The organism is Stenotrophomonas sp. GD03654 (genome assembly GCF_029845105.1).
Classification (GTDB): Bacteria; Pseudomonadota; Gammaproteobacteria; order Xanthomonadales; family Xanthomonadaceae; genus Stenotrophomonas; species Stenotrophomonas africana.
The window spans coordinates 38173-62391 of record NZ_JAOCLC010000006.1; the positions used below are offsets into that span (position 1 = coordinate 38173).

The 24219-nt window shown below is 65.8% G+C and carries 34 protein-coding genes and 1 tRNA gene; 9 read left to right on the forward strand and 26 right to left on the reverse strand.

Annotated elements, in window-relative coordinates; genetic code table 11:
* Positions 1–205 precede the first annotated feature (205 nt).
* The 6 genes from N5J73_RS03905 to N5J73_RS03930 all read left to right on the forward strand — a co-directional run bounded on the left by N5J73_RS03905 (position 206) and on the right by N5J73_RS03930 (position 4944).
* Positions 206–1570, forward strand: a complete 1365-nt coding sequence (locus N5J73_RS03905) for an aminodeoxychorismate synthase component I (RefSeq protein WP_049444075.1) — start codon at positions 206–208, stop codon at positions 1568–1570.
* 139 nt (positions 1571–1709) lie between these two features.
* On the forward strand, positions 1710–2771 hold the full coding sequence (gene mltG / locus N5J73_RS03910) for an endolytic transglycosylase MltG (RefSeq protein ID WP_049444077.1): 1062 nt from the start codon (positions 1710–1712) through the stop codon (positions 2769–2771).
* Complete coding sequence (gene tmk, locus N5J73_RS03915) at positions 2768–3433, forward strand: dTMP kinase (protein ID WP_049444079.1); 666 nt, start codon at positions 2768–2770, stop codon at positions 3431–3433. The genes mltG and tmk overlap by 4 nt, the downstream gene beginning before the upstream one ends.
* Positions 3430–4386, forward strand: coding sequence for a DNA polymerase III subunit delta' (locus tag N5J73_RS03920; RefSeq protein ID WP_049444083.1), 957 nt, complete (start codon positions 3430–3432; stop codon positions 4384–4386). The genes tmk and N5J73_RS03920 overlap by 4 nt, the downstream gene beginning before the upstream one ends.
* A complete protein-coding gene (locus N5J73_RS03925) occupies positions 4383–4736 on the forward strand; it encodes a PilZ domain-containing protein (protein WP_049444084.1) in 354 nt (117 codons plus the stop codon). The genes N5J73_RS03920 and N5J73_RS03925 overlap by 4 nt, the downstream gene beginning before the upstream one ends.
* Positions 4737–4869: 133 nt before the next feature.
* A tRNA-Val gene (locus N5J73_RS03930) sits at positions 4870–4944 on the forward strand.
* A gap of 159 nt (positions 4945–5103) precedes the next feature.
* On the opposite strand, the gene N5J73_RS03935 is transcribed toward N5J73_RS03930, so the two are convergent.
* The 4 genes from N5J73_RS03935 to N5J73_RS03950 form a co-directional block, all read right to left on the reverse strand.
* Complete coding sequence (locus tag N5J73_RS03935) at positions 5104–5361, reverse strand: hypothetical protein (protein WP_021202623.1); 258 nt, start codon at positions 5359–5361, stop codon at positions 5104–5106.
* Between the two features lie 2 nt (positions 5362–5363).
* The gene (locus N5J73_RS03940) at positions 5364–6104 is read right to left on the reverse strand and encodes an RHS repeat-associated core domain-containing protein (protein ID WP_239508847.1); all 741 of its coding nucleotides are present in this window, start codon (positions 6102–6104) and stop codon (positions 5364–5366) included.
* A 416-nt stretch (positions 6105–6520) separates the two neighbouring features.
* Positions 6521–7084: a hypothetical protein gene (locus N5J73_RS03945; RefSeq protein WP_049444085.1), complete on the reverse strand. Its 564-nt coding sequence runs from the start codon at positions 7082–7084 to the stop codon at positions 6521–6523.
* Between the two features lie 52 nt (positions 7085–7136).
* Positions 7137–7286: a hypothetical protein gene (locus N5J73_RS03950; RefSeq protein WP_226053627.1), complete on the reverse strand. Its 150-nt coding sequence runs from the start codon at positions 7284–7286 to the stop codon at positions 7137–7139.
* 387 nt (positions 7287–7673) lie between these two features.
* Here N5J73_RS03950 and N5J73_RS03955 point away from each other — a divergent pair, with 387 nt between their 5' ends.
* The gene (locus N5J73_RS03955; RefSeq protein WP_049444086.1) at positions 7674–8054 is read left to right on the forward strand and encodes a tautomerase family protein; all 381 of its coding nucleotides are present in this window, start codon (positions 7674–7676) and stop codon (positions 8052–8054) included.
* Positions 8055–8101: 47 nt separating this feature from the next.
* Positions 8102–8524, forward strand: a complete 423-nt coding sequence (locus N5J73_RS03960; RefSeq protein ID WP_049444087.1) for a hypothetical protein — start codon at positions 8102–8104, stop codon at positions 8522–8524.
* 67 nt (positions 8525–8591) lie between these two features.
* On the opposite strand, the gene N5J73_RS03965 is transcribed toward N5J73_RS03960, so the two are convergent.
* The 19 genes from N5J73_RS03965 to N5J73_RS04055 form a co-directional block, all read right to left on the reverse strand.
* Entirely contained in the window at positions 8592–9665 is a 1074-nt protein-coding gene (locus N5J73_RS03965; RefSeq protein WP_049444088.1) for a contractile injection system protein, VgrG/Pvc8 family, read from the reverse strand.
* A complete protein-coding gene (locus N5J73_RS03970; RefSeq protein WP_049444089.1) occupies positions 9656–9871 on the reverse strand; it encodes a tail protein X in 216 nt (71 codons plus the stop codon). Before N5J73_RS03970 ends, N5J73_RS03965 begins: the two co-directional genes overlap by 10 nt.
* Positions 9855–10322 (reverse strand): phage tail protein, encoded by a 468-nt coding sequence (locus N5J73_RS03975; protein ID WP_049444091.1) that lies wholly within the window; start codon positions 10320–10322, stop codon positions 9855–9857. Before N5J73_RS03975 ends, N5J73_RS03970 begins: the two co-directional genes overlap by 17 nt.
* 2 nt (positions 10323–10324) lie before the next feature.
* Positions 10325–12796, reverse strand: a complete 2472-nt coding sequence (locus tag N5J73_RS03980; protein WP_049444093.1) for a phage tail tape measure protein — start codon at positions 12794–12796, stop codon at positions 10325–10327.
* Positions 12797–12916: 120 nt separating this feature from the next.
* Positions 12917–13207, reverse strand: a complete 291-nt coding sequence (locus N5J73_RS03985) for a phage tail assembly protein (protein ID WP_005412456.1) — start codon at positions 13205–13207, stop codon at positions 12917–12919.
* A gap of 80 nt (positions 13208–13287) precedes the next feature.
* Positions 13288–13791, reverse strand: coding sequence for a phage major tail tube protein (locus tag N5J73_RS03990; RefSeq protein WP_049444095.1), 504 nt, complete (start codon positions 13789–13791; stop codon positions 13288–13290).
* 2 nt (positions 13792–13793) lie between these two features.
* Positions 13794–14993: a phage tail sheath C-terminal domain-containing protein gene (locus N5J73_RS03995; RefSeq protein ID WP_049444096.1), complete on the reverse strand. Its 1200-nt coding sequence runs from the start codon at positions 14991–14993 to the stop codon at positions 13794–13796.
* Between the two features lie 107 nt (positions 14994–15100).
* The gene (locus tag N5J73_RS04000) at positions 15101–15685 is read right to left on the reverse strand and encodes a hypothetical protein (RefSeq protein ID WP_049444098.1); all 585 of its coding nucleotides are present in this window, start codon (positions 15683–15685) and stop codon (positions 15101–15103) included.
* A 4-nt stretch (positions 15686–15689) separates the two neighbouring features.
* Positions 15690–17189, reverse strand: coding sequence for a tail fiber protein (locus N5J73_RS04005; RefSeq protein ID WP_049444100.1), 1500 nt, complete (start codon positions 17187–17189; stop codon positions 15690–15692).
* Between the two features lie 7 nt (positions 17190–17196).
* Positions 17197–17976 (reverse strand): phage tail protein I, encoded by a 780-nt coding sequence (locus N5J73_RS04010; protein ID WP_049444102.1) that lies wholly within the window; start codon positions 17974–17976, stop codon positions 17197–17199.
* Positions 17969–18865, reverse strand: coding sequence for a baseplate J/gp47 family protein (locus N5J73_RS04015; RefSeq protein WP_049444103.1), 897 nt, complete (start codon positions 18863–18865; stop codon positions 17969–17971). Before N5J73_RS04015 ends, N5J73_RS04010 begins: the two co-directional genes overlap by 8 nt.
* Before the next feature lie 2 nt (positions 18866–18867).
* On the reverse strand, positions 18868–19206 hold the full coding sequence (locus tag N5J73_RS04020; protein WP_049444104.1) for a GPW/gp25 family protein: 339 nt from the start codon (positions 19204–19206) through the stop codon (positions 18868–18870).
* A gap of 52 nt (positions 19207–19258) precedes the next feature.
* Positions 19259–19849, reverse strand: a complete 591-nt coding sequence (locus N5J73_RS04025; RefSeq protein WP_049444105.1) for a phage baseplate assembly protein V — start codon at positions 19847–19849, stop codon at positions 19259–19261.
* The gene (locus N5J73_RS04030; protein ID WP_049444106.1) at positions 19846–20400 is read right to left on the reverse strand and encodes a hypothetical protein; all 555 of its coding nucleotides are present in this window, start codon (positions 20398–20400) and stop codon (positions 19846–19848) included. Before N5J73_RS04030 ends, N5J73_RS04025 begins: the two co-directional genes overlap by 4 nt.
* A gap of 118 nt (positions 20401–20518) precedes the next feature.
* A complete protein-coding gene (locus tag N5J73_RS04035) occupies positions 20519–20848 on the reverse strand; it encodes a hypothetical protein (protein ID WP_154348604.1) in 330 nt (109 codons plus the stop codon).
* Positions 20754–21047, reverse strand: coding sequence for a hypothetical protein (locus N5J73_RS04040; RefSeq protein WP_239508848.1), 294 nt, complete (start codon positions 21045–21047; stop codon positions 20754–20756). The genes N5J73_RS04035 and N5J73_RS04040 overlap by 95 nt, the downstream gene beginning before the upstream one ends.
* An 80-nt stretch (positions 21048–21127) precedes the next feature.
* Positions 21128–21613, reverse strand: coding sequence for a glycoside hydrolase family 104 protein (locus N5J73_RS04045; protein WP_049444110.1), 486 nt, complete (start codon positions 21611–21613; stop codon positions 21128–21130).
* Complete coding sequence (locus N5J73_RS04050) at positions 21610–21960, reverse strand: hypothetical protein (protein ID WP_043033662.1); 351 nt, start codon at positions 21958–21960, stop codon at positions 21610–21612. The genes N5J73_RS04045 and N5J73_RS04050 overlap by 4 nt, the downstream gene beginning before the upstream one ends.
* Positions 21957–22385, reverse strand: a complete 429-nt coding sequence (locus tag N5J73_RS04055; protein WP_226053629.1) for a helix-turn-helix domain-containing protein — start codon at positions 22383–22385, stop codon at positions 21957–21959. Before N5J73_RS04055 ends, N5J73_RS04050 begins: the two co-directional genes overlap by 4 nt.
* A gap of 14 nt (positions 22386–22399) precedes the next feature.
* On the opposite strand from N5J73_RS04055, the gene N5J73_RS04060 reads away from it, so the two are divergent.
* Positions 22400–22606: a hypothetical protein gene (locus tag N5J73_RS04060; protein WP_162492319.1), complete on the forward strand. Its 207-nt coding sequence runs from the start codon at positions 22400–22402 to the stop codon at positions 22604–22606.
* A 134-nt stretch (positions 22607–22740) separates the two neighbouring features.
* On the opposite strand, the gene N5J73_RS04065 is transcribed toward N5J73_RS04060, so the two are convergent.
* The 3 genes from N5J73_RS04065 to N5J73_RS04075 all read right to left on the reverse strand — a co-directional run bounded on the left by N5J73_RS04065 (position 22741) and on the right by N5J73_RS04075 (position 24185).
* Positions 22741–23124 carry a hypothetical protein gene (locus N5J73_RS04065; protein WP_049444117.1) on the reverse strand — a complete coding sequence of 128 codons (384 nt, stop codon included), beginning with the start codon at positions 23122–23124 and terminating at the stop codon, positions 22741–22743.
* 153 nt (positions 23125–23277) lie between these two features.
* Positions 23278–23916, reverse strand: coding sequence for a hypothetical protein (locus N5J73_RS04070; RefSeq protein WP_049444119.1), 639 nt, complete (start codon positions 23914–23916; stop codon positions 23278–23280).
* Positions 23917–23957: 41 nt separating this feature from the next.
* On the reverse strand, positions 23958–24185 hold the full coding sequence (locus tag N5J73_RS04075; protein ID WP_012510243.1) for a hypothetical protein: 228 nt from the start codon (positions 24183–24185) through the stop codon (positions 23958–23960).
* Between the last annotated feature and the right edge of the window lie 34 nt (positions 24186–24219).

Below are 24219 nucleotides of genomic sequence, written 5' to 3' on the forward strand. Positions count from 1 at the left end.
CGACGTCGCGCCATGCTCGACGTCGCATTGGTAGAGTCGACTGTTAGTCGACTGCCTTTCGATCCGCCGCGGTGATCGTTGATGGGAAAGCAGTCGACTGACAGTCGACTCTACCTATCGGCAATCCGACAAACGGATCAACGCCGTGCACCACGGAGCCGCCGCAAGGCGGCTTCCGTGCATCTGAATCCCCGAACTGGCCGCCATGACCCACGCCCCGCTGATCCACCCGCTGCCGCACCCGATCGACCTGCTGGCCCTGCAGCAGCACGACCCGGCGCGCTTCCCGCTGCTGATGGAGTCCACCGCCTCGGGCACCGCCCAGGGCCGCTGGAGCCTGCTGCTGGCCGCGCAGGGCGATTGTCTGCGGCTGGATGCCGATGGCCGGGTGCGCGACCAGCACGATGCGGTCCACGCCGGCAGCTTCCTGCAGGTGATGGACCGTGCCTGGCAGCGCGAACGCCTGCCGCATGACGGCAGCCACAGCCTGCCGTTCCGCGGCGGCTGGGCGTTGATGCTGGATTACGAACTGGCCAGCCAGATCGAACCGGTGTTGCCGGCGCGTGCGCGCGCGGACGGCCGCCCGACCGCGTTGGCGCTGCGCTGCCCGGCGGCGGTGCTGCATGACCACCACAACGATGCCAGCTTCGTCATCGCCGAAGCCGACGAGCAGGCGTTGCTGGATGCGCTGGTAGCACTGGCCTCGGTCGCGCTGCCCGAAGCCGGGCAGGGCTGGCAGCCGCCGCAGTTGGTGGGCGAGGATGCGCCGCAGCGCTTCACCGACGGCGTACGCCGGGTGATCGAGTACCTGCGTGCCGGCGACGTGTTCCAGGTGAACCTGTCGCGGCGCTGGAGCGCGCAGTTCGCTGCGCCGGTCAGCCCGCAGGCGCTGTACGCGCAGCTGCGCCGTGCCAACCCGGCACCGTTCGCCGGCCTGTTCAGCGCCCATGGCCGCCATGTGGTCAGTTCCTCGCCGGAGCGGCTGGTGTCGGTGCATGCCGGCCACGCGCAGACCCGTCCGATTGCCGGCACGCGTCCGCGCTTCGAGGGGGACGATGATGCCGCGCGCATCCAGGAGCTGGTCGGCCACCCGAAGGAGCGTGCCGAGCACGTGATGCTGATCGACCTGGAGCGCAACGACCTGGGCCGTATCTGCCTGCCCGGCACCGTGGTGGTCGATGAGCTGATGACCGTGGAGAGCTACGCGCATGTGCACCACATCGTCAGCAACGTCAGCGGCCACCTGCGCCCCGAGGTCACCCCGGGCGAGGTGATCGCCGCGACCTTCCCGGGCGGTACCATCACCGGCTGCCCCAAGGTGCGCTGCATGCAGATCATCAGCGAGCTGGAGCGGGTGCCGCGCGGTGCCTATACCGGCGCGTTCGGCTGGTTGAACCGCGATGGCGACCTGGACCTGAACATCCTGATCCGCACCGCCGAAGTGGATGGCCACGAGGTGAGCTTCCGCACTGGCGCCGGCATCGTGGTTGATTCGGACCCGGACAAGGAACTGGACGAGACCCGCGCCAAGGCCCGCGGCCTGCTGCGCGCGCTGGGCCAGCAGGGCTGATCCGGCCGGTTCGACTTCGGTGGGTGCCAGTGTTCTGGTGGGTGCCGACCGTTGGTCGGCACGGGTGTGTGGCCCCGATCATGACCCCAATCCACCGGCACGGTATCCTGCACGACGGAATCGAGTTCAGAGGTAGTCCATGGCGGGAGCCAAGCGCGGGTGTCTGTTCGTGGTAACGCTGGTGGTGGTGCTGGCCGCCGTCGTGGCCGGCGCGGGCGCGTGGTTCTTCTACCAGCAGACCCGGTTCGCCGATGCCCCGATCACCCCGTCCGCCGAGAGCATGGTCATCGCCAGTGGCGATGGCATGAACACGGTGCTGCGCAAGCTGCGCGAGGCCGGCGTGGACGAGGGCCAGGACGCGCAGTGGCAGCTGCTGGCGCGCCAGCTTGATGCCGCCGGCAAGCTGAAAGTGGGCGAGTACGCGCTCAGTGGCGAGCTGACCCCGCGCGAGCTGCTGCTGCGCATGCGCGCCGGCAAGGTGCTGCAGCACCGGGTCACCATCGTGGAGGGTTGGAACATCCGCCAGCTGCGTGCCGCGCTCAAGCGCGCCGAGCCGTTGCTGCACACCACCGACAGCCTCGATGACGCCGCGCTCATGCAGCGTCTCGGGTTTGGTGGCCAGCATCCGGAAGGCCGCTTCCTGCCGGAGACCTACGTCTACCAGCGTGGCGACAGCGATCTGGACGTGCTCAAGCGCGCCTACGCCGCAATGGAAAAGGCGCTGGATGAAGCCTGGGAAAGCCGTGCGCCGGACCTGCCGATCAACACGCCGTACGAACTGCTGACGATGGCGTCGATCATCGAGAAGGAAACCGCGCTGGCCACTGAGCGTCCGCAGATTGCCGGCGTGTTCATGCGCCGCCTGAAGATCGGCATGCGCCTGCAGACCGACCCAACCGTGATCTACGGCATCGGTGCGGCGTATGACGGCAACATCCGCCGCCGCGACCTGACCACCGATACGCCGTACAACACCTATACCCGTGCCGGCCTGACCCCGACCCCGATCGCCATGCCCAGCCGCGATGCGCTGATGGCGGCCGCGCAACCCGCAGCGGGCGACGCGCTGTACTTCGTCGCCGTGGGCGATGGCAGTGGCGCGCACGTGTTCTCGCCCAGCCTGGACCAGCACAACGCCGCAGTGGCCCGCTACCTGCAGCAGCTGCGCCAGCAACGTACCCAGGAGACCCCGGCGCAATGAGTCCCGCGCTGCTTCGCCACCCGCGTTTCGTCAGCCTGGAAGGCGGCGAGGGCGCGGGCAAGACCACCGCCATCAATGCCATCCGTGACTGCCTGCGCAGCCACGGTCATGAGGTGGTACTCACCCGCGAACCGGGCGGTACGCCGCTGGCCGAGCGTATCCGCGGCCTGGTGCTGAAGCCCGATGCCGAGATCGCCGCCGAACCGCTCAGCGCCGAAGCCGAGCTGCTGCTGGTGTTCGCTGCACGCGCGCAGCATGTGCGCCAGGTGATCCAGCCGGCGCTGCAGCGCGGTGCCTATGTGCTGAGCGATCGCTTCACCGATTCCAGCTACGCCTACCAGGGGGGGGGCCGTGGCCTTGATCCGCAGTGGATTGCCGACCTGGAACGCCGCGCGGTGGGCCTGCTGCCGGGCCTGACCCTGCTGCTGGACGTGGACGTGGCAGTAGGCCGCGCACGCGCCAATGGCCGTGACCTGTGGCCGGACCGCATCGAGAGCGAGCAGGACGATTTCTTCCAGCGCGTGCGCGAAGTGTTCCGCGGCCGCGCACAGCAGGACCCGCAGCGGTTCGCCCTGATCGACGCTGGCCAGGTGCAGGAACGCGTCGCCGCTGATGTGGTCGCGCGTGTCGAGCACTGGCTGCAGGACGGGGAGAGCGCATGAGCCGTTTCTCGCCGTGGCAGCAGCGCGCGTTCGATCAGACGGTCGCCGCGCTCGATGCCGGTCGGCTCGGTCATGGCCTGCTGATCTGCGGCCCGTCTGGGCTTGGCAAGCGCGAGGTGGCACTGGCGCTGGCCGACCACGTGCTGGCGCGCGGTGATGCCGCGCATGCCACGCGCACGCGCCAGCTGATCGCCGCCGGTACCCATCCGGACCTGCAGCTGGTCAGCTTCATTCCGAACAAGAGCGGCGACAAGCTGCGCACCGAGATCGTCATCGAGCAGGTGCGTGAGATCACCGACAAGCTGGCGCTGACCCCGCAGTACGGCGTGGCGCAGGTGGTGATCGTCGACCCGGCCGATGCGATCAACCGCTCGGCCGCCAATGCGCTGCTGAAGACACTGGAAGAGCCGCAGCCCGGCCGCTACCTGTGGTTGATCAGCAGCGACCCGGCACGCCTGCCGCAGACCATCCGCAGCCGCTGCCAGCGCCTTGAATTCAAGCTGCCGCCGCAGCACGAAGCGCTGGCCTGGCTGCAGCAGCAGGGCCACAGCGAAGCATCGGCGCGCGAAGCGCTGGAGGCTGCGCGCGGCCATCCCGGCCAGGCCGACAACTGGCTGCGCGAAGACGGCCTGAGCCTGCGCCGCGAAGTCGGTCGAGATCTGGAGCAGCTGGCCGCCGGCAAGGCCGGTGCGGTGGAGCTGGCGCAGAAGTGGTGCGGTGATGACAACGCGGCGCTGCGCCTTCGCTTTGCCGCAGACCTGGCGCTGGCCCAGGCCAGCACCGATGCCTTGACCACGCCGGAGCGATTGCACAAGCTTGCAGCCTGGTTCGATGCGGCCAACCGCACCCGCGACCTGCTGCGCACCACGGTGCGTGCAGACCTTGCGGTGGTCGAGTTGCTGCTGGCCTGGAACAAGGTGAACGAGCGGCCTGCCGCAAGGGGAAATCGATGAGTGCCAGCAACGCCCGCCAGGGCATCCTGTCCCTGGCTGTGAAGGACAAAGCCGCGCTGTACAGCGCGTACATGCCGTTCGTGAAGAACGGCGGCATCTTCGTGCCCACGCCCAAGCGCTATTTCCTGGGCGACGAGGTGTTCCTGCTGCTGACCCTGCCCGATTCCAGCGAGCGCCTGCCGGTGGCCGGCAAGGTGATCTGGGTGACTCCGGCCGGCGCGCAGGGCAACCGCACCGCCGGCATCGGCGTGCAGCTGGCCGATGGTACCGAAGGCGAGGGCGTGCGCCACAAGATCGAGACCCTGCTGGCCGGCCTGACCGGCTCGGACAAGCCGACCCATACGATGTGAAGCGGCGCGGCACGGTCCTGTAGAGCCGAGCCATGCTCGGCTGCCGTTGCCCGAAGACAGCCGTGAACACGAATGTGAAAAACTGTTGACGGCCTCTGAAAAGCCCCTATAATGAGCGGCTCAGCAACACACCGGGCGGTTAGCTCAGCGGTAGAGCATTGCCTTCACACGGCAAGGGTCACAGGTTCGATCCCTGTACCGCCCACCATGTTGCAGAACGAAAAAAGCCTCCAGCAATGGAGGCTTTTTTGTTACCTGCGATCCAGCAGGATCAGCCGAATGCGCGCTCCGTCTCAGCCGTGTTCTTCCAGCGGCGCGCTTGATCTTCGCCGTGCGTCAATCAGGCCGTGCCCGCATCAACGTGCCTTCAGTCACCCGACGCATCGGGCCGATCAACGACGGGGCCGACGAAGTCAATGATTTCTTCGATCTCAATGCCTCGTTGATTAGGTTCATCGTCAGGCCCCAAGCCGCTCTCTGACAGTTCTTCCAGCAACGCATCAATCAGCGACTCGCGATCACGCTCAACGAGGTATCTGACGCCATTCTCGGGTAGGAGCAAATTGTGCTTCGCTGCGATTTCAACCAACAGCGAGCGCAGGCTGGGTGAGATATCCTTCTTCATCTTTACTTTACCTTCGGGTCTCTCAGTCCTTCGCTATTCTTCGGGAAGGCCGTTATGACCTTCCCTTCGCCGTTCAAAACTACTTTCGCATCCTTCCCTGTGTACGCCGTCTTGCCGCCGGCCTGCTCGGCAACCTTCGCGGGTTCTTTCACTGCCGATAGTATGGCCTTTGCAGAGACCCCCCTGCCTCCATCGCGGGAGATCGCCTGATTCAAGCCGTGCTTGGTGTAGCCGGTGATCTTTCCCGCCACTGCGCCAGAAGTGCCCGTGACACCGGCGGCTCCTGCGCCAATCTCTGCCGCAGTGGCTACCGCTCCTGGATTTGCCATTGCGGCCAGACCACCCTCTGCGAGTACTGGAGCCGCCAGAATTGCGGTTAACGCGACACCAATTGCCGGTCCGAGGCTATCGCTTGGATTTCTCGGCGGAGGAGTAATCGGTTGCCCATTCGTGGCGTCGTTGACTACCTTGAAGGCTGCACCACTCTCCCGCCCATCAGGATCCGTGAACTTGTAAGGGTTTCCGTTGGCATATCGATACCGGTTGAACTGTTCAACTGGCTTCTGATAGGCCGTTACCGGGTCCACCGATAGGAAAATCCCCAACTGTGGATCCATGTACCGCTGCTGCATGTAGCTCAGCCCGGTGGCCGAGTCGCTCACATGTCCCGTGTATCCCGGTCCGTCTGTCGCCTGACCACCTACCAAGGCCCCATAGGGCTCATAGTCGTAGCGCTTGATCACTTTCCCATTGGCATCTGTTTCGGCGACGACGGAGCCAAGGGCGTCAGTGTGGATGTATGTGACTGTTTCCTGGCCTACGCGATGGCAGATGGTAATAGGCCAAGGCCAAACGGCAGCGCAAAGCACAACCAGGTGCCTATGGCAGCCAACTGGCGGAACTGAGATTCAAATCTCCTGAAGCGCGAAATTACACCACCTGCAGCATCCCTGGATCTACGCATTCTTCGCATCCCCGAAAACGCCTTCGAGTAAGGCTTGACCGGATATTCCGATCATGAAGCTTGTTGTTCGATGCGGGCCACGCAGGGGATGGGGCGGAAAGTCCTGCGCTACAGCGGTTCCAGCCATTCTCTGAGTTCACTGCTGGCCTTCATTTACACAGGGGTTTTCTTCTGTGAATGGGAACAGGCCTTGTCTCAGCCGTGTTCGTCCAATAGCTCGCGCGCGATCATCGCCGTGGCATCCAGCAGGTCATGGCCGCTGCCGGCCTGCACCACCACCGCCAGCAGGCTACGGCCCACCCTGGCACTACCGCTGGTCAGTTCCATCTCGCCTTCAAAGCACAGATCGGCCAACCATTCATGGGCCTGCTGCAGCCCGCGCTTGCGGACGCGGCGGAACTCCGCGAGCAGCTTCGCCTGGCCGGCCTCCTGCTCACCCTCGGCCAGCAGGCCGATGGCACCGCCGTGCGCCGCGCGCCAGATGGCCGGCAGCGGGCGACCGTTCGCGTCCACCACGTCCGCCGAGAACTGCGCGCAGTACATTTCGTAGCGCTTGCCCGCTGTGCTGCGGGGCACGATGCCGGCCTCGGCCAGCAGGCGTTCGGCTTCATCCAGTGTGCTGAACTTCAGGCGCAGCAGTGCAGGGCGGCTCAGTTGCTGTGCCAGCGCCTGCTGGTTGGCGGCGAACCAGACGTTCCAGCCCACGCTTGCGCGGCCTTCCAGTGCGGCCTTGAAGTACTCCAGGTGTTCGGCGTCCATCGCTGTCTCCTGCGCTCCCTGCGGGATTGTAGCGGGAGCACATCCGGGCCGGTCAGGCATCGCCGCGGGAGAGGCAATGATGTGCCTCGCGCACCAACTGTCGTGCGGCCACGATCAGTCCGTCGATATGGAAGGCGCCCAACTGTTCGTCAGGGCCGCCTTCGTTGCGCGCATGGTCGGCGGCCTGCAGCAGATCGAGCAATGCGCCGAGCCCAGATAGCGAGCGGCGCAACGAAGCGTGATTGCTGGCGCCGAGGGTGAGGCTGATGCACGGCTATCCGTCATCACCGTCGGCATGGTTGATCGCATTGAGACGGGCGAAGAAAGTGGGCAGCTACGCGGACAATTTCTGCGCGTTCAGGGCGCACTCGATCTCGCGTGCGAGGTCTTCCGGCACATCGCCGCCCCTGCCGACCGTGCACGAGACGACTCCAGAGCGGCGCCGCCCCGGCAATCGCGTCACCCCGCGCGGCGGAGGCGGGACCATGCCACGCATGGAGCCAGAAGATTCCATCCCTGCGCTGTCCCGCCGCCCCGGGCAGGCGTAGTCTCAGCCCGTTGCAGTGCCCATCCACTCTGGAGTGCCACCATGCCGCTCGCCCGCATCGATCTTCGCAAAGGTAAATCCGCCGACTACCTGCAACGCGTCGGCGAAACCATCTACCAGGCCATGCGCGCGGTGGGCGTGCCGGAAAATGATCGCTTCCAGATCTTCCAGGAACACGCGCCCGGTACGTTGATCTACGATCCCGGCTACCTGGGCGTGGACCGCACCGACGATTTCATCTGCATCCAGATCACCTGGAACGAAGGGCGCACGCTGGAGCAGAAGAAGGCGCTGTTCGCCGGCATCGCCGATGGCCTGCACGCGGCGGTGGGCATCCGCCGCGAGGATGTGTTCATCAACCTGGTGGAAGTGAAGAAGGAAAACTGGTCGTTCGGGAACGGCCAGGCGCAGTACGTGATCTGATACCGTGCCTGGACGCATGGGCCAGGCAAGCCAGCAGGGAGTGTCACATGGGGAACAGCATCTTCCGGACGTTGGGCATTGCCTTGGCCCTGTGGGGCGTGCTGGCACCCTGCAGAGGCTCGGCAGCCAACCCCATGCGAACCGCGCCGCCCATCGTGACGTTACAGATGAAGGCAGAGCAGATGCTGGACAGCATTCACAGGATGCCGCCGCCGGAGGGTGCTCAGAAGCAGGACATCAGTGGCTTTGCGAAACAGCAGCTGCCGCCCCGAATGGGCCTGTTGAACGTCAAGGCAGCCTTCGAAGATATTCCCACCGTGCGGATATCCCGACCGGCTGACGGTGTGCTGGTGGTGCGCGACGAAAGAAGACGCTGGCTGTGGTCCCGCACCAATGTCGTGGTGATGACCTATCGCTTCACCTACATGCCTGAGCAAGCCAAACTGCACGCAGTCCGATACACGGAGTAGCGTCGGCAGGTCGTAGCAGTGTTACAGCAACTGGATCGGGAGTGCAGCATCCGCACCCTTCCTGGATCTACACCTCGCTGCCAACCTGCACACTTTCGGTAGCTGCCGCACTGCTGGCGGCCTTCACTGCATCGGCACTGTTGGGTTGTTCGCACTCGATGCTGGTCATGTAGCCGTCGTGGCTGATGGTGTGCTCGGCGCGCTTGACCAGCCACTGCCCATCCACGCCATCGCGGAAGCCCTGCATCACCACCGTGGCTTCGGCCATAAGTGTCTCGCGGCCGGGCAGGGTGTAGCTGAGCGTACGCGTCTGCCGGGCTTGTTCCTGGTGTTTGGCGCGCGCTGCAGCTTCGGCGGCTTCGCGGTCGGCGTAGGCCATGCGCAGGCGCACGATCGGTTCACCGCTGCCCACCTTCACCTCCTGGCGCTTGGCAACGCGTACATCACGGTAATAGGCGATGGTGGTGCCGGTCTTCTCGCGCGAGACGATGCTCACTTTGTAGCCACTGCCATCGGCGGGGGTAAGGGTAACGTCGGGAATGCGCTCGCCGCCGGCACTGGTGGATTCGCCCCGTTTGACGAACATCAGGTGGCCGCCGCCCGGCTTGGCGATGGCATCATGCTGCTTGGCCAGGCGCAGCAGCAGGTTCATGTCCGACTCCTGCGACTGCACCGTCAGCGGCAGCACGATCGACGCCAGCGATCCACTCACGGCGGCGCTCAGTCCGTGCTCGGCGGCCATGCGCTGGACCATGCCACCGATCGTCGTGCCCTTCTTCCAGGTGCGCGTTTTCTGTGTCTGCAGGTCGTTCTTGCCGCCCTTGCTGGCCTCGAACGGCGCCGCGCGGGCACGCAGGGTCATGCTGCCCGGGTAGCCGGAAATCTCCACCTCGTCGCAGATGTACAGGCCCATGCGCCGTACTTCGCCGTCGTAGCCGATGAAGGCTTCCAGCTCCGCGCCTGCCGGCGGCAGCTGGATCGGATCGGACGGATCATGGTCGGCCAGCTGCAGCTCCAGCATGTCCGAGTTGTTGTCGGTCTCGTCGGTGATGCGCAGCGACTTGAAGCGCGGCATGATCTTGTCAGTGATGTCCTGGCTGTTGGCCACCACGCGGAATGCCGGTGTGATGTTCAGTCCCACAGTGCTATCCCCTTGCGTTCGCCGGCGGGGCGCTGCACTTCGGGCAGGGTGATCGCCAGGCCTGCAGCCAGCACCGGGCCACGTGCGGCGAGGCCCGGATTGGCATCGAACACCGCGCGCAGAATGGCCGGTGATTGCTCGCCATAGTGCGCATACGCGATGCGGTCAACGACGTCGCCGTCGCGGGTGTTATACGTTCGTGCCATCACTGTGCTTCCGCAGGGAGAGGGTGAATTCGTGCCGCTGGATTCCCGCATCGACGGTGAAGCCGGAGGCAGTGGCGTCGATCTTGTCGATGACCCAAAGCCCCAGGTTCCCGCCCTTGCCGGTCAGCAGCCGCTGGGGCTTGCCTTGCGCTGCCAGCTTGCGCAGCTGCGAGAGCTCATCGCCGGCACCCCGGAACTGATAGTGGATGACGCCGGGCAGCGTCATGCTGGCCTTGCCGGGGCCGGTGTACTGCAGGGCGGCCATCTGGCCGATGCGCTCCTGCGCAGCCCAGCCATATTCGTTGCTCTGCTGGATCTCCTGGAACACCGCGGTGTTGAGGCTGAACTTGAAGCCACCCAGCATCAGCAGCACCGGGGCGTTGCCGGAGTCGTTGCTCTGGAAACTGGACAACAGCTTGTCGATGGATGCGGTTACGAACTCGCGCTTCATGCTTAGTTCCTGTCTGCCAGGCCACCACGGGCAGCAACCGCGTCGCGACGCTGCAGTTCATCGGCCGTGCGACGTGCCACCGATTCGCTGGACTCACCGGGTTGCTGGTGGATGGTGATGTTGTTGGTCTGCTGTTGCTGCACGGTGGTGACGCCGCGCGGAGAGGGCGATGGCATGTCGGGCGCGGTGCGACCGCGAGCGGCCTCACTGATGCCTCCCCATCGCTTGCGCACCCCCGCCGCGTCCAACGTGGCGACGTCTCCGACCAGGCCCACGGCGTCATTCAGGCCACCCCGGCCGCCGGCCCGCATGTTGGTATACCCGACCATGCCGTTGCCGACTGCTTCCGCGCCACCGGCAAGCACTTCCTTCCCGAGGTCCAGGCCCTTGCCGACCAGTGCACTGACCTTGCCCATGCCCCCTTCGACGAACCCCATCAGCTTCTCGACGTAGGGCATGAGGAAATCCAGCTTCTGGACAAGCCAGTCGAACAGGGATTCGGCACCGGACTTGATCGCGGTCCACATCATGCTCATCCCGCTACCGATCGCGCTGGCGACGGTCGTGTACACATTGCCCATCCAGACCACGTACTGCACCAGGCCGCTGATGAGCTGGATGTTCATTCTCAGGCCTTCCATCAGAACGGTACCGAGGAAGCTGCCAATCTGGGCAACCCGAGACAGCTCGTTGCCGGTGTACTGCGCAGGTGCAAGCATCTTCGACAGCCAATCCCAGGCCTGGCCGATCAACCCACTCATGACTTCCCAGGCGGGGCGCAGCGGTTCAATCGCACGCATCAGTTCACCCATTGCCGCGGTGCCTGCACCGCTGAGACCTTCCCAGACGCCGCCCAGGAATGCCTTGATCGGTTCCCAGTATTTGCGCACCAGGATGGCACCTGCGGTGATCGCTGCGATGGCGATCGTGATCGGCCCGCCACCAATGGCGGCCACGGCAGTGGCGACGATGCGGAAGCCCGATGCCAGGCGCATGGCCATTGGCCCGAAGCGCCCCATCTGAGCCAACAGGCTGCCACCACGAAACAGCTGCAAGGCCTTCTGCACGCCCAGAATCGGGCCCTGCAGGAAGGTCCAGGCATAGCGAGCGCCAAGTACCGCCGTGCGCATGCCCAGCATGCCGACCACGATCTGCGTGGTGTTGGCGATCAGCTTCGGGTTTTCCTGCACGAACGAGGTGACCCCGTTCAGCAGTTCGGTCAGCTTGACCGCCGCTTCGCCAACCGCAGGCAGCAAGGCGGCGCCGAAGGCCTTGGACAGATTGTCCACGGCGATCTTCGCGCCTTCGATCTTCTGCGGATCGGTCTGCATCGCGTCGGCATAGGCCGCATCGGTGGCACCCGCCGATCCATTCAACGCCGTGTCGCGGATGCGGATATAGGTATCCCAGTTCTCGATCATCGGCTGGACGAAGTTCTTCGCCTGTGCATCGCTGAACAAGGTGCCAATCTTCTTCTGGTCGCCCGCAGTCGCCTGGATGATCCCCTGCATCGCGGCATCGAAGGGATTGCCGCCGCTGGTTTGTGCATCGCCGATGATCTTGCGCAGATCCAGGTTCAGGCTCTTCTTGGCCTTCTCCTGAATGTCCGGCGAGAGCACCTCGGACATGAAGCTCTTCATGTTGCTGGCGGCCTTGTCGGCGCCGCCGGCCGATTCCAGCGTCGCCTGCAGGGCGGCGCCGACGGTGGCGGCCGCCGAGGTGCCCTGCAGCTTCATCGCTTCGAACGACGAACCCAAGGTAGGCAGCACTTCGGCCATGTCCTTCAGGCCCAGGCCGCCCTGCCGGCTGTTCACCACCAGCACGTCCAATGCGTTCTGCATGCGTGCAGGATCGATGTCGAACGAGCGCTGCAGGCTTGCGGCCGCCTTGGCAACGTCATCGATGCTGGCACCAGTGACAGTGGTCGTGCGCCCGACAGCACCCAGGCTGGCCTGCGCGGACTGCGCATCCATGCCGGCAGCGACCATCAGCTTGATCGAGCGCTGCAGATCGTCGGCCCCCTGGTTGGTCGCGCGCGATTGTTCCAGGATCGCCTGGCCAAGTGCGCTGACCTGGGCGCGGCTGAGGTTGGCCGCTACGCCGATCTGCTGGTTCTGACGGGCGAAGCCGGAGGCGTTCTCGACCGGCTTGGCCAGTGCGGTGACGGCGGTGCCGAGTGTGCCGCGTGCTGCCTTGAACGAGGCGCCGAGCTTCTCGCGTTTCTCCAGGTTGGCGGTGCGCTTGGCTTCAACACGCTCCAGCGCTTCCTGTGAGGCGCGCAGCGCATCGGCCTGCGCGCGCATGCGGGTGTAGGCGGTGCCTGACTTCTGCATCGCGGCGAGCTTGAGCTCCAGCTTGCCGGCTTCATCGCCGAGGCGCTTCACGCCATCGTTGGCGAAGGACAATGCGTCCTTCAGCGACTTGGATACCGAGCCGCCGATCGTGATCGTTGTCGTTTGAACGTTATTGGCCATGTACCGGCAATCCCTGAATCCACCAGATGAACTTCGACACCCGCAGTGTCATGATCTCGCGCAGGCCCCAGCCGGTATGACCGGCCAAGGCGAGCACTCCCTGCCTGATCTGCGGCAGGGTCAGGTGGTAAAAAGCGCGACGCCTGCCTGCAGTCGGGCGTAGTCGCGCAACGGCATCTTGCGCACGTCGTCCGGCGAGATCTCGCACAGGTTGGCGATCATCCGTACCTCGCGCTGTGCATCACTGCCCTTGTCGTCCTGGTAGCGCTCCATGTCTTCCACGGTCGGTTCGCGCATGCGCAGCACGGCGGTCTCCATGCCATTGACCTGGCGCGGGCGGGTGAGGGTGATCTCGGCAAAGCCATCGCGCTCGATGACGGTGTCGGTGGGGGTCTTGGTCTTGCTGGACATGGGTGTGTTCCTGGAATTCGATGCGGTGCGATGGATGCGGGGGCGCGAGGCGCCCCCGGTTTTCTCGGTGCGGTGCGAGCTCAGATGCCCAGCGCGCCGCGGATGCCGGCCAGCACGTCCACGCCACCCTGGCGGGCGATCATGTTGACCACGTCGATTTCCTGCACGACCTGGGCGCCATGGGTCAGCTTGTAGTAGCTCAGCGCCAGGCTGACCTTGATCGTGCCCTTCTCGCCGACCTTGGTTTCGCCGCGGTCCAGCAGCTTCACCTTGCCGCGCATGTTGTGCACGACCTGGGTCACTTCGCCGTCATCGCCTTCCAGCGCTTCGCGGGCCGTGAAGCCGTACTCATTGCTTTCAACGACGTGGAACTTGCTCATGATCTCCGCGTCGTCCGAGGCAAACTCGACATCGGCAGTGAGCTTTTCATGGCCGAGCACGATCTCGGTCGGGGCGAGCATGCCGCCGGCCTGGAAGTCCTCGGTCTTCAGCGACAGCTTCGGTGCGGTGAAGGACATCACGCTGCCGGCATAGCCCTTGCCGTCGACGTAGAAGTTGAAGTTTTTGCGGATCTTGCGCGCCATGCTTAGAAGATCTCCGAGACGTAGTTGTTGTTCATGTGCATGCGGAAGGTCAGCTGCTCACCCGGATAGGTCGGGGTGAAGTCGAAGTCCCAGAAGAAGCGGCCCTGGGCCACGCTGTCCGCTGCGTTCAGTTCCGGGTCGATCCAGCAGTTGCCGCCGAGGATCGCGCCCTGGGTCTTCAGGCCGCGCAGGAAGGCGTTGACGCCCTCGCGCACGTCGTCGACGTAGGTCTTGCTGATGCCGCGGTCGACGGCCCACAGATGGGCGGCCTCGAGGCTGTCAGCAATGATGTCGGCCGTGCGCACCACGCACAGGAACTGCCACTTCTGGTCGCTGCTGGCGGTACGGTTGCCCCACAGGCGGAAGCCACCTTCGCGGATGATGGTCGCCACGTTCGACTGGTTCAGCAGGTTGGCGCGGCTGGTCGCGTCGGACAGGCCGAAGTCGATCGCACGCGCGGTACCGACCACGCCGTTGAGCTCCAGGTTCGACGGCGATGCCCACCAGCCGCGTTCGTTGTCACTGCGGGCGATGGCGCCGGCCACGGCACCGGAGGCGTAACGGGTGACGATGGCATCACCGGACTGCACCAGCAGCGACGGGTCGACCACGTAGACGCGCTTGGAACCGGTCAGGGCGGTGGTGCTCTTGGCAGCGTCGTCGGTGCTGTTCGGGCCATCCTTGATGATCACCGCGCGCAGCTTGTCGGCGATGCCGAGCAGTTCGGCCACGACCGGGTTGGCCAGCAGTTCGGTGTCGCGCTTTTCGTGGGTGTGGGTGAAGCCCGGCACCGCCAGGATGCGTGGCTTGACGCCCACTACCGACTTTGCCGCCAGCAGTGCATGCACGCCGGTGTAGGCACCGGTCTGCGCGTTCACGCCGCCCAGCACGTTGGCCAGGGTGTCGTTCTCGGTGGCGCCCTTCTCGACGCGGATGACGACGACGACCGCGTTGGACTGATCGAAGATGGCGTCGAGCTGGCCCGGGAGGGTGCCCTCATCGACTTCGGTTGCGGCGTTGGCGAGCAGCTTGGCTGCCTGCGAACGCGAGGTCACCAGGACCGGAGTGTTGTACGGGAAGGCGATCTTGTCGGCGCGGGGCGCGGTGCCCACAATGCCGATGACGCTGGTCGAGGCAACAGCGATCGAGCGGGAACCACCATCGATGTTGACGACCTGCACGCCATGCAGAAATTCGGCCATGCGTTGTTTTTTCCTTGGTTGGGTGGGTGCTGCGGTCGCGATCTGCGCCGCATGGGTACATGTTCGTATCTGGCCGCGGCTGGATTAATTGCAGCCGTGGCCCGACGTCAGGGCTGCGGCTGCGCGGCCGGGTCGGGTTCGGGTGCAGTGACCATCACCCAGGCGGCACGGGTTTCATCGAAGGTGACCGGGTAGCTGCGATCCGCAGGCGGTGCCAGATCGGTGACCGATGACGGCAGCGCGACCCCACGGGAAACGGGAGTAGCGAAGCTGGCATCGTGCTTGTTCCACAGCGGTCGCGTGCTGTAGTCCGGCAGCAATGTCCATTCGCGGCGGCTGGCATTCCACGCGTTGTATTGCGCGGTGGTGCCATCCAGCTTGAATGGCTCGGACAGGGTTACGTCCTTGGGCAACGGCTCGCCCAGCGCAAGGCGATTGGGTATCGCCATCGCGGTGCGTATGTCCCACAGCATGTGGTTACGGAAATCGGCCACCGTTTCCCAGCGTGAGCCGTCATCGGCCAGGCGCAGTGCCTGGTATTCGCCGGCAGTTTGGCGAGGCGTGACGTCCACGGTGAAGTCGGGCATGTTCCAGGTACCGTCCGGGGAAGGCTGCAGGCGGACCTTGCCCATGTAGGCGCGGGTATCGGGATCGTAGGAGTGCGCGAAGCGCGGTTCAGTAGGCAAGCTCATGTCCTCAGTACGCGATGCAATAGATCATCCGCAGGCCGGCAGGCAGGTTGCGGTCGCCACCGGTGTTCTCCACCACGATGGTGTGGGTGTGTGCACCGGCATCGGCGGCCGAGGCGGCATGGCCGTGGTCACCGACCTGGGCGATGGAAATGGTGTGCGAGTGGCCGCCGGCGCCGTTCATGCCGATGTTGTGGCCATGTGCGCCTGCGCCGTCGGTGCTGAAGCTATGGGCGTGACCGCCGGCGGGTGCTGTGGCGCCGTCCGGATACAGCGCATCGTTGTCGCGTTCGCGATAGACGCCGTAGCCGTTGAGGGCAGGATTGGAGGGAACAACGCCTCCATGCTGGTGGTCGCCGGCCCACGAGGTGCCACCGGTATGCGCATGGTGGCCCTGCGAGTCGGTCCATGCACCGTGCGCGTGGTCACCGACGGCACTGGCGCTGGCACCGTGGGAGTGCGCGCCGCCTGCGCCCACGGAAATGGCGTGGCTGTGGTTGCCTGCCGTTGCCGCGCTTGCACCGTGGGCATGGCGGATCACTTCACCCTGGGTGAAGCTGCCGACCGCTTCCGGGTTCAGCGTGTGCGTGACCACCGTGCCTTCCTGCATTGCCGGGAGGTTGAAGGTGGTCGCGCCATCACCGGCGCCGTAGCGGGTACCGATGGCGGCGAACAGTGCCGGATAGCTGGAACGCGGAACAGCGGCGCCATTGCACAGCAGCATGCCGTTGGGCGCAGTGGCACCGGCGAACAGAATCACCTGTCCGGGCACGTGCACGCTGGATGGCACGCCGGTCATGTTGCGCCAGTCCAGGTAATGGTTGCCGTGCCTGCCATCGAGCAGATCGGCATCCAGGCCCTTGTCGGCGCCCTCGTCCTTCAACGCTGCCGATTTCAGCCCCAGGGCGGAACGGAACGCGGCATCGGTTGCGATCGACAGCAGCGTGCGCACGAACTGGGTGGGGGCGCTGGCACCAAAGCGCTTGTCGATGAAGGCACGCAGCCCGCGCGGTGTCACCGCACGCTGGGTGTCTGCACCATCTTCGGTCTCGGTCGTAGTGGCCAACTCGACCACGCCCTGCACTTCGGTGGTGGAAGGGGGATAGATGAATTCGGCATTGCCGAATTCGATCAGCGCGGTATCGACTTCACTGAAGCGGGTATCGGTGGAGAGCAGCAGCATCGAGGCTGCGGTCTTCTCCATGATGGGATCGGTCTGGCCGAAGGTTGCAAACAACGTGCCGTCGCCCAGGTACAGGCCGAAGCCGCGCAGGCTGTAGGCGGTAGCGCTGTCGTCGCGGATCGTGACGTGCAGCGTGTCATCTCCCACGGCCTTGCCGCCGAAAGTGGTGACCCGCTTGATCTCGCCGGGCAGGGCGGTCAGCCCCGCCGTCGGCGTGAATGCCGTGGACGTCAGGCCGATCTCGGTGATCAGCACGGCATTGGTGCCGGTGTTGGGTGGATTGACCAGCTTGGCAAAGCCGGCGTCGGTGATTTTCAAGCGCATGCGGGGTTTACTCTCCGATCAGTTGGATGCGGCGGAAGGTGGTGCCCTGGGCACCGACAAGTGCACCGATACCGGCGCTGGCCTGCATGCCCTGGGTGAAGGTGAAGTGCGATCGCACCGGCTTGGTCCGGCTGATCTCGCCGATCACGTCGTCGACGAACTTGGCGGTGGCGGTCTCGCCGCCCTGGTTGGCGATGGTCATCACCGCTTCGAAGGTGTGCGGTGCACCCTGCGGCTGCATCTCCCACCATTCGCGGATCAGGATCGAGCCACCAAAAGCGGCGACCACGTCGCGCACGCTGCCCCAGGTGCCCTTGCGGCGCTGGATGGCGATCGCGGCGCGTACGCGTGCACGCTTCACCGTCTCCGGCCAATACGCTTTCCATTCGTCAACGGACAAGGCCCAGGCCAGCCAGGGCAGCAATGCGGTCGGACAGCGGTCGGCGTCCCACAGTGCGGTGATGTCTACCGGCAGCGGACGGGCGACGATGGCGCGCGCCAGTCCACGTTCGGCATGGGTGGCATTGGGGGGCAGCAGGTTGGGAGCACGCGGAACCGCGATCTGCGCATCGCCTTCGATCAGCGTGCCGGGTGCCGGGGCGGCCGACAGGATGACCGTGGCGCCGCTGATGGCAACATCGCGCAACCGCTGCCGTCCTTGCTGGTCGGTGCGGTACACCGCCTGCAGGGTTGCCAGTGCACCACCGGGGTGACGGAAGGTACGGTTTCGCCCATCGATGGCACCGCTCAGACGCGCGCCGATCAGGCGGGTGGCAGCGTCACTCATCATTGCCGCCATGGGTCAGCGTGATGCTGGTGCAGTGCGTGGCCTGGGTACGATCAACCACGATGTCTTTGGCCGGGTTGGTGATCTCCACGCGCTGCACGCCCTCGGCATGCAGTGCGGCGAACAATCCCGAACGGGTGACGTCGCGGCCGAGCCGGTGCGATTCGCTGATGTAGCGGTCAAGGCGGGTGCGCGCTTCGGCCAGCACCACCTGCGAATCCGGGCCGGCAAAAGTGAAAAGTGCGGCGTCGACCGTGTAGTTGATGATGGCAGCGGGTTTAACCACTACGTGATCGGTCAGTGGTCGCACGTCATCCGCACTCAGCTTTGCGTCGACGATATCGAGCAGACCCTGGGAAGCGGTGCCGTCGCCTTCGCGTGAGAGCACAGAAACCACTACCTCGCCAGGGGAGGGACTGGTTGCGCTGGCGTCCAGCACACGGGCGTCGGCGCTCAGCGCGTGGAAGATGTAGGCACCCTCCGGCCCAGCCACACTGAAGCCTTCCGGCCCCAGCTGGATGCGGCGTCGGAAATCCTCGTCACTTTCGTAGCGCGGTGCGATGCCTTGCTGCGGCTTGCCGGGGTCCAGCACCTGGCGGGCGATGCCGAAGATCGCAGCCAGATGGTCCAGATCGTTGCCGACGGCATAGGCCAGCATCACGCCACGTGCTGCATCGTTGACCCGCTGGCGATCGAGCAGGCGCAGGTAGGTGCAGACCTCGAGGATCTTGAAGGCCGGGTCCGACGGCAGCAGCGCGTCGAAGGTGGGATCCAGGGCCTGCAGCGCGGTCAGCGATTCATCGAACATGGCTTCGAAATCGAGCACTTCGATGACCGCCGGGGCAGGCAGCTGGGACAGATTGACACTGGTGAACGAGCCGGATGCCACGGTTAGCGAACCTCGATTCCTTCGATGGTGATGGCCTCGCCGTCGGGCAGGTGGATTCCGGTCACTGCCAGGATCATCACGCCGGGGGCGGGGAGGGAGACGTCGATGTTCTCGACGTGGAGACGCGGTTCCCATCGCGCGAGCGCGTCGACGGTGGCCGCGATCAGGTCCATGCGCAGCGAGCGGTTGGTCGGCGCATCGATCAGTTCAAACACGCGTGAACCGTATTCGCGGCGCAGTACGCGGGAGCCAAGGGGCGTGGTGAGAATGTCACGCACGGACTGGTGGAGATGGGCGAGCCCATCCAGTGATTTGCCGGTGTTGGCGTCGATTCCTCGCATGGCCTCTATCGTCGTGGAGTGCGGGTTTTCAGGGCATTGCAGGCGTGGCCGCTCAGGCCTGGGCCGGCGTGGTCGGGGCGGTTGGGCCCTGTGCGGTGTGCTTGTGTGCCTTCAGGCCGATGGCGCCGGCCTTGATCTCACCGGGTGTGGTGATGTCCTTGCCGGCGCTGATCGCGCCGGTCACCTGCAGATCGCCGGTGGCCTTCAGCGACGGCGTGTCGAGCAGCACCGATTCGCTGGCGATCACCTGCGCGCTTGCACAGGTGACGATGACCTTGCCGTTGCCGACGTTAACGCTCAGCGTGGTGGTTTCCTGGTCGTACTCGACGGTGCTGCCGTCGGCGAACTCGGTGCGTTGCCGCAGGCGCGAGTCGGCCGGCGGCGGAAAGCGGTCCTGGTACAGGCTGCCGAGTACAAGCGCTTGGCCGGGGTCGCCATAGGGGCACGCCAGCACGACCTGCTCGCCTGGCTCGGGCGTGCACCAGCTGCGCATGCCCGGCCCCGCGCGGCGCTCCAGCCAGGGAATCCAGTCGGTAAGCATGCCGTCGGCATCGACGCGAACGCGCCCGTTCGCTTCGTCCAGCTCGCGTACCACACCGATCATCAGCAGGTTGCCGATCAACCGCGCGTGTTCGGCGCTCATCGTGCGCGCTCCGGCAACGGCAGGTAGTGGGGCTCATGGGCGCGGCCGATCTCGGGCGCGAAGCTGTAGGACGCCTGCGGCACCACGCCACCGGCGTCGTCCCACGGGTTGTCGCCCAGTGCGACCGGCAGCGACCACTCGACGATCCAGGTGCGCAGGCCCGGCTGTGCTGCCGCTGGGTCTTCGGGCAATGCCGCGATCACATCGATCGCGCTGCTGGCAACGCCGGGAAAGCGGCCGAGCTGGTGCAGCCAGGTCGCCAGGGCGAGGGCCGCATTGCGCAGCCGCAGCGCTGTGGTTGCATCGGTTGCCGGCAGCGCAATGCGTGCTTCGAAGCGCAGCGTGGCCTGCAGAAGGCCACTGCCATCATTGTTGTCCCTGCTGCGGTCACAGCGGGTCATCGCCAGCAGGCAGGCCGGCAGGGGCATCCCCTCAGCGCTGGCGTCGCGATGGAACTCGACGCTTGCAAACCCCGGAAAGCGTGCGCGGATTGCTGCTTCGATCGCGGCAATCAGCGGATCGAGCGTAGGAGGGAAGGGATCGTTCGCCATGTCAGCTCATGCAGGGAAGGGAAGAAGGGCGTAGCGCTGCAAGGCGCGCGCGGTCTGCAGCCAGTGTTGCCATCACCGCAGTGGGGCGGCATTGCAGGCGTGGCCTTATCCGGAAGGCTCAGTGCGCGGGAGTGGCGCTGCTGCTGCAGTCGGCAGGTGCTGCCGGCGCGGCGCCATTGATGGTGATGCCGCGCTGGTTGCCGAGACTGCACAGCAGCGCACTCAGCTGGTCGGCCAGCGCGTGGTACTGCTGTGCGACGGCAACGTGATTGCGCAGCAGCGCGTCATCGCTGGCCGCGTGCAGGTCCGGCAGGCGGGAAGGGGGAAGTAGCTGGGCAGGTGCGATGCTGAGATCAGCGCGGCAGGGTGTGGCCGGCGTTGGCCTCGCGCCAGATGCGCACGAACTCAGCGTCAGCGTCGCCGCGATCACGACCAGGAGTCTTGGCATGGGTCTCGATGTCCCGTTGCAGGGTGTTGAACTGTTCGGTGCGGCGGGCCTGCTGGGCCAGGCGCTGTGATTCGGCCTGCGCGCCTGCGGCGCTGTTGGCGAGGGCCTGCTGGTGCGCGCGCTGGGCTGCATCGGTGTGGGCCGCCTGCTGCGCTGCCCGGGTGGTGGCAGCGGCAAGTTCCGCGCTGCGGTCGCGCAAGGTCCATCCCAGCCAGGCGCAGCTCGCGTGGCTGCCGGCAAGGACCAGCAGTCCGATGCCCAGCCTCAGTGCCCCGGGCGTCACTGCAGGGCACCGCCGGCGGCACGGTAGGCCGCGCGCAGTGTTTCCAGTGCGTGCTCCTTCTGCCCGTAGCCGGCGCCTGGCAGCGATGCCCAGATGCGCCGAGCTGCGGTGACGGCGGCATCGAAGCGTCCCAGCCGGATCAGCTCGTAGGCACCGCACTGTTTCAGCAGGGCGACCGCCGCACGGTCCTGCGAGACCGGGCCGAAGTCGGGCAGGCCCAGGCGTGCGCGCAGGTCGTCCCAGGTGCTGCGCAGGAACTGGTAGCGGCCGGCGGCGCTGGACTTGATGCCATAGCGCGGCAGCGACACCAGCACGCGGGGATGGTCGCGGTAGTCGGTGAACAGCTGGCCGCCGACGATGACGTCGTAGCCGCGGTCACGTGAGCGCTGGCCCGGAATGTCGGTGCCTTCGGACACGGCCAGCATGTCCAGGAACGCAGAGACGTTGGTGCCACCGAGGGCGCTGGCTGCAGCGACGGTCATGCGGCCGCTCCCGGTTGCTTGCGCACCAGGGCCAGCAGGGCGTCTATCTGTACGCTCTGCTGGGCGATCTGCGCACGCAGGGCGCTGACCTCACCGCGCAGTTGCCCGATCTCCTGGGCCATTGCCTCGCGTTCGTGCATCAGTCCGTCGGCGCGTGTACGTTCGGCGGCGAGTTGTTCCTGCAGGGTGCGCAGGGTGTTGCTGGTGGCTTCGTCGGCGGTGCGGTCGACCTTGGCTGACGACAGCCACTGGCGCAGCCATAACGACACCGCGATCAGCACGCCCGAGGTCCCGCCCAGATACTTGGCCCAATCCGGCACGCCGGCCAGCAGGTCGCTCTCGTTCATGCGCGTGCGTACCCCTTGAGCAGGGCTGGGTGCACTGCCGGTGGCGGCGCGCTGCGCGCACCGCGCAGGGCGCGCTTGATGGTGGTCTGTGAGACGCCGAACTCACGCGCGACATGGTCGCGCGGCATGCCGCTGGCGACCGCGCGGGCGATCTGCTCACGGCGTTCGTGCGCGCCGGCAGCGAAGCAGGACGCCAGGAACAACAGTTCGCCGCCGAAGTGCGCGACCAGCCGCCGGGCGGCGTCGTGGCCAAGGATGTCGATCAGCCGATGCTGGTCGGGCAGGGTGGAGGGGACGTAGACGATGACGCGGTGACGGCCGGTTGTGCTGGAGGTGGTCGGCGGCCACGCACGCACCAGCGTGAGGGCTGCGGATTCGCCGATGACCTCGGCCAGGGTCTGGATACTGTCGGGCAGGGCGTTCATGGAGGATGTCTTCAGTGGCATTGATCTCCACTGTTGCCATCCCGCCCGCGCAGTCAACACCTTTCATCTACTTTTATATCGGTGCGCTGAAGACGTTCAGCCGTGCGCGAGAACGGGTGAGGAGCACGACCCGCCTGCTTGCAGTGCGCCGTATCCGCTTGCACTGGCCGCTGATGTTTTCCTGTACATCCGTACTCGTTGTCCTCACTTGGCAGGAATAGAGGCAGATCAAGGGGATGGGGCAGGTACAGGGTGAGGACGGCCTCCCCCGCATGGCCTCATGCGCCGTGTACTGGCCAGAAACAAAAAAAGCCCCGGACGATGCCGGGGCTTCAGGACTGCAGGAGGCGCTGGATCAAAGATCGAATACCAGGTTGCCGCCGGTCTTGCGGGGGATGTACCCGGCGTCGCGCAGCCAGCGTGCCGCGTTGACCTGGTCCATGCGCTTGACCGGGAATCGGTTGGCGAACATCAGGAAGCGCGCCACGGTGATCGACTCGCCCTTGCCCTTCAGGGCCGCAAGGGTTTCGACGAACCATGGCGCAGGCGGCTGCTGGTTGCCCGGGCGGGCCACGGTGCGCGCCTGCTGGGCGCTGCCAGCGCCTGCCCGGGCAGTGGCCAGCGTGCACAGCGAGATGAAGATCGCATCCAGGCTCACGTTGTCCTTGCTGCCCTTGGGCTGGGACTTGAACAACTCGATGGCCTTCAGGCGCGTCGACGTGAACTGTTCGACCTCCATGGCGTTTCCTCATTGCGAAATGGGTTGGGGATGCAGGGTGACGACAGGTGTCGTCGGTGATGGGGGATGACCTTACATCATTTTCGCCGATGATGGGTCGTGGCCTGCGGTGGGTTCAGCGGACGGGGCCGCACAGCCGACCCCGATTCCGGCTCAGATCAGGCCGCGCGACAGCAGCTGGTCCAGTGATCTGCGGACCAGATCGGCCGGGGTGCCGACGTTGTCGACTTCGATGTCGACCAGTTCATGCGGCAGCGGTTGCTCGCTGGCATGAAGGTCATTGCTGCAATGGCCCGGGCGGTTGACGCGGATCACGACACCACCGCGGCGGTGGATCGCGCGCGCCTCATTGGCGAAGCGGACGTCGGGTACCAGCCCGCCCTCGGGCAGGCGTGCGAACAGCGAGCGTACCCACAGTTCGGGATGGACGCGGTCACGTCCCCATTCGGTACCGGCGGTCTGCATCAGGTGGCGCGGGGTGAGTTCGGCCAGCCAATCGATGGCGTCCTCCTTGCGGCGGTCCAGTTCATGCAGGGAGAGCCCGAGGAGGGAGGCGACGAACTGGCGCAGTGGGGCCGCGAAGCTGTCGCGTGGCAGCGCCAACGCCGATGCCAGCCCATTGGCGAGTGTGTCCTTGCCCGAGCGCTTGCTGCCGGCGATGCCGATGTAGAGCGGTACGCGCGCGCGCGGTGCCGGCCGCAGGGCGATGCTGCCCAGTGCAGGGCCGGCACGGAACGCGGCCAGTGTGTCGGCAATCATGCGATGACCGCTGTCGGGGGAGGCGGGAATCATGCGGAATCTACTCCTGGAGAAATGCGGCAGGTGCCGGAGGATCAGGAATCGCGACCGGCGAGGCTGCGGGCGCGGAGGATGCGCTGGGTAATGCGACCACCCCGGGCCGCCGCGGCGATCGGGTCAAAGCACAGCATGGCGGTGCGGGTACGTCGGCCGGCAGCAAGGTGGTCGCGGATGGTCCGCTCGGACAGCACCGGTACCCGCTGGTGGATCTGCTGCACGGTCAGCTGCTCACCTTCGAAGGCATGCAGTCGGGGATGAGGCATGGCGGAAGCGCTCCTGGAAGGTGGCGGGCCGATA

Coding starts and splice junctions, on each gene's coding strand:
- N5J73_RS03975 (WP_049444091.1), bottom strand. CDS start 10,322: ATGAAGCGCGAGTTCGTAACCGCATCCATCGACAAGCTGTTGTCCAGT.
- N5J73_RS03925 (WP_049444084.1), top strand. CDS start 4,383: ATGAGTGCCAGCAACGCCCGCCAGGGCATCCTGTCCCTGGCTGTGAAG.
- N5J73_RS03985 (WP_005412456.1), bottom strand. CDS start 13,207: ATGTCCAGCAAGACCAAGACCCCCACCGACACCGTCATCGAGCGCGAT.
- N5J73_RS04065 (WP_049444117.1), bottom strand. CDS start 23,124: ATGGAGGTCGAACAGTTCACGTCGACGCGCCTGAAGGCCATCGAGTTG.
- N5J73_RS04075 (WP_012510243.1), bottom strand. CDS start 24,185: ATGCCTCATCCCCGACTGCATGCCTTCGAAGGTGAGCAGCTGACCGTG.
- N5J73_RS03905 (WP_049444075.1), top strand. CDS start 206: ATGACCCACGCCCCGCTGATCCACCCGCTGCCGCACCCGATCGACCTG.
- N5J73_RS04005 (WP_049444100.1), bottom strand. CDS start 17,189: ATGCGCTTGAAAATCACCGACGCCGGCTTTGCCAAGCTGGTCAATCCA.
- N5J73_RS03920 (WP_049444083.1), top strand. CDS start 3,430: ATGAGCCGTTTCTCGCCGTGGCAGCAGCGCGCGTTCGATCAGACGGTC.
- mltG (WP_049444077.1), top strand. CDS start 1,710: ATGGCGGGAGCCAAGCGCGGGTGTCTGTTCGTGGTAACGCTGGTGGTG.
- N5J73_RS03960 (WP_049444087.1), top strand. CDS start 8,102: ATGGGGAACAGCATCTTCCGGACGTTGGGCATTGCCTTGGCCCTGTGG.
- N5J73_RS04025 (WP_049444105.1), bottom strand. CDS start 19,849: ATGAGCGCCGAACACGCGCGGTTGATCGGCAACCTGCTGATGATCGGT.
- N5J73_RS04020 (WP_049444104.1), bottom strand. CDS start 19,206: ATGCGAGGAATCGACGCCAACACCGGCAAATCACTGGATGGGCTCGCC.
- N5J73_RS03980 (WP_049444093.1), bottom strand. CDS start 12,796: ATGGCCAATAACGTTCAAACGACAACGATCACGATCGGCGGCTCGGTA.
- N5J73_RS04045 (WP_049444110.1), bottom strand. CDS start 21,613: ATGACCGTCGCTGCAGCCAGCGCCCTCGGTGGCACCAACGTCTCTGCG.
- N5J73_RS03995 (WP_049444096.1), bottom strand. CDS start 14,993: ATGGCCGAATTTCTGCATGGCGTGCAGGTCGTCAACATCGATGGTGGT.
- N5J73_RS04010 (WP_049444102.1), bottom strand. CDS start 17,976: ATGAGTGACGCTGCCACCCGCCTGATCGGCGCGCGTCTGAGCGGTGCC.
- N5J73_RS03955 (WP_049444086.1), top strand. CDS start 7,674: ATGCCGCTCGCCCGCATCGATCTTCGCAAAGGTAAATCCGCCGACTAC.
- tmk (WP_049444079.1), top strand. CDS start 2,768: ATGAGTCCCGCGCTGCTTCGCCACCCGCGTTTCGTCAGCCTGGAAGGC.
- N5J73_RS04000 (WP_049444098.1), bottom strand. CDS start 15,685: ATGAGCTTGCCTACTGAACCGCGCTTCGCGCACTCCTACGATCCCGAT.
- N5J73_RS04030 (WP_049444106.1), bottom strand. CDS start 20,400: ATGGCGAACGATCCCTTCCCTCCTACGCTCGATCCGCTGATTGCCGCG.
- N5J73_RS04070 (WP_049444119.1), bottom strand. CDS start 23,916: ATGATTCCCGCCTCCCCCGACAGCGGTCATCGCATGATTGCCGACACA.
- N5J73_RS04050 (WP_043033662.1), bottom strand. CDS start 21,960: ATGAACGAGAGCGACCTGCTGGCCGGCGTGCCGGATTGGGCCAAGTAT.
- N5J73_RS03935 (WP_021202623.1), bottom strand. CDS start 5,361: ATGAAGAAGGATATCTCACCCAGCCTGCGCTCGCTGTTGGTTGAAATC.
- N5J73_RS03945 (WP_049444085.1), bottom strand. CDS start 7,084: ATGGACGCCGAACACCTGGAGTACTTCAAGGCCGCACTGGAAGGCCGC.
- N5J73_RS04035 (WP_154348604.1), bottom strand. CDS start 20,848: ATGCCAAGACTCCTGGTCGTGATCGCGGCGACGCTGACGCTGAGTTCG.
- N5J73_RS04055 (WP_226053629.1), bottom strand. CDS start 22,385: ATGAACGCCCTGCCCGACAGTATCCAGACCCTGGCCGAGGTCATCGGC.
- N5J73_RS03970 (WP_049444089.1), bottom strand. CDS start 9,871: ATGGCACGAACGTATAACACCCGCGACGGCGACGTCGTTGACCGCATC.
- N5J73_RS03990 (WP_049444095.1), bottom strand. CDS start 13,791: ATGGCGCGCAAGATCCGCAAAAACTTCAACTTCTACGTCGACGGCAAG.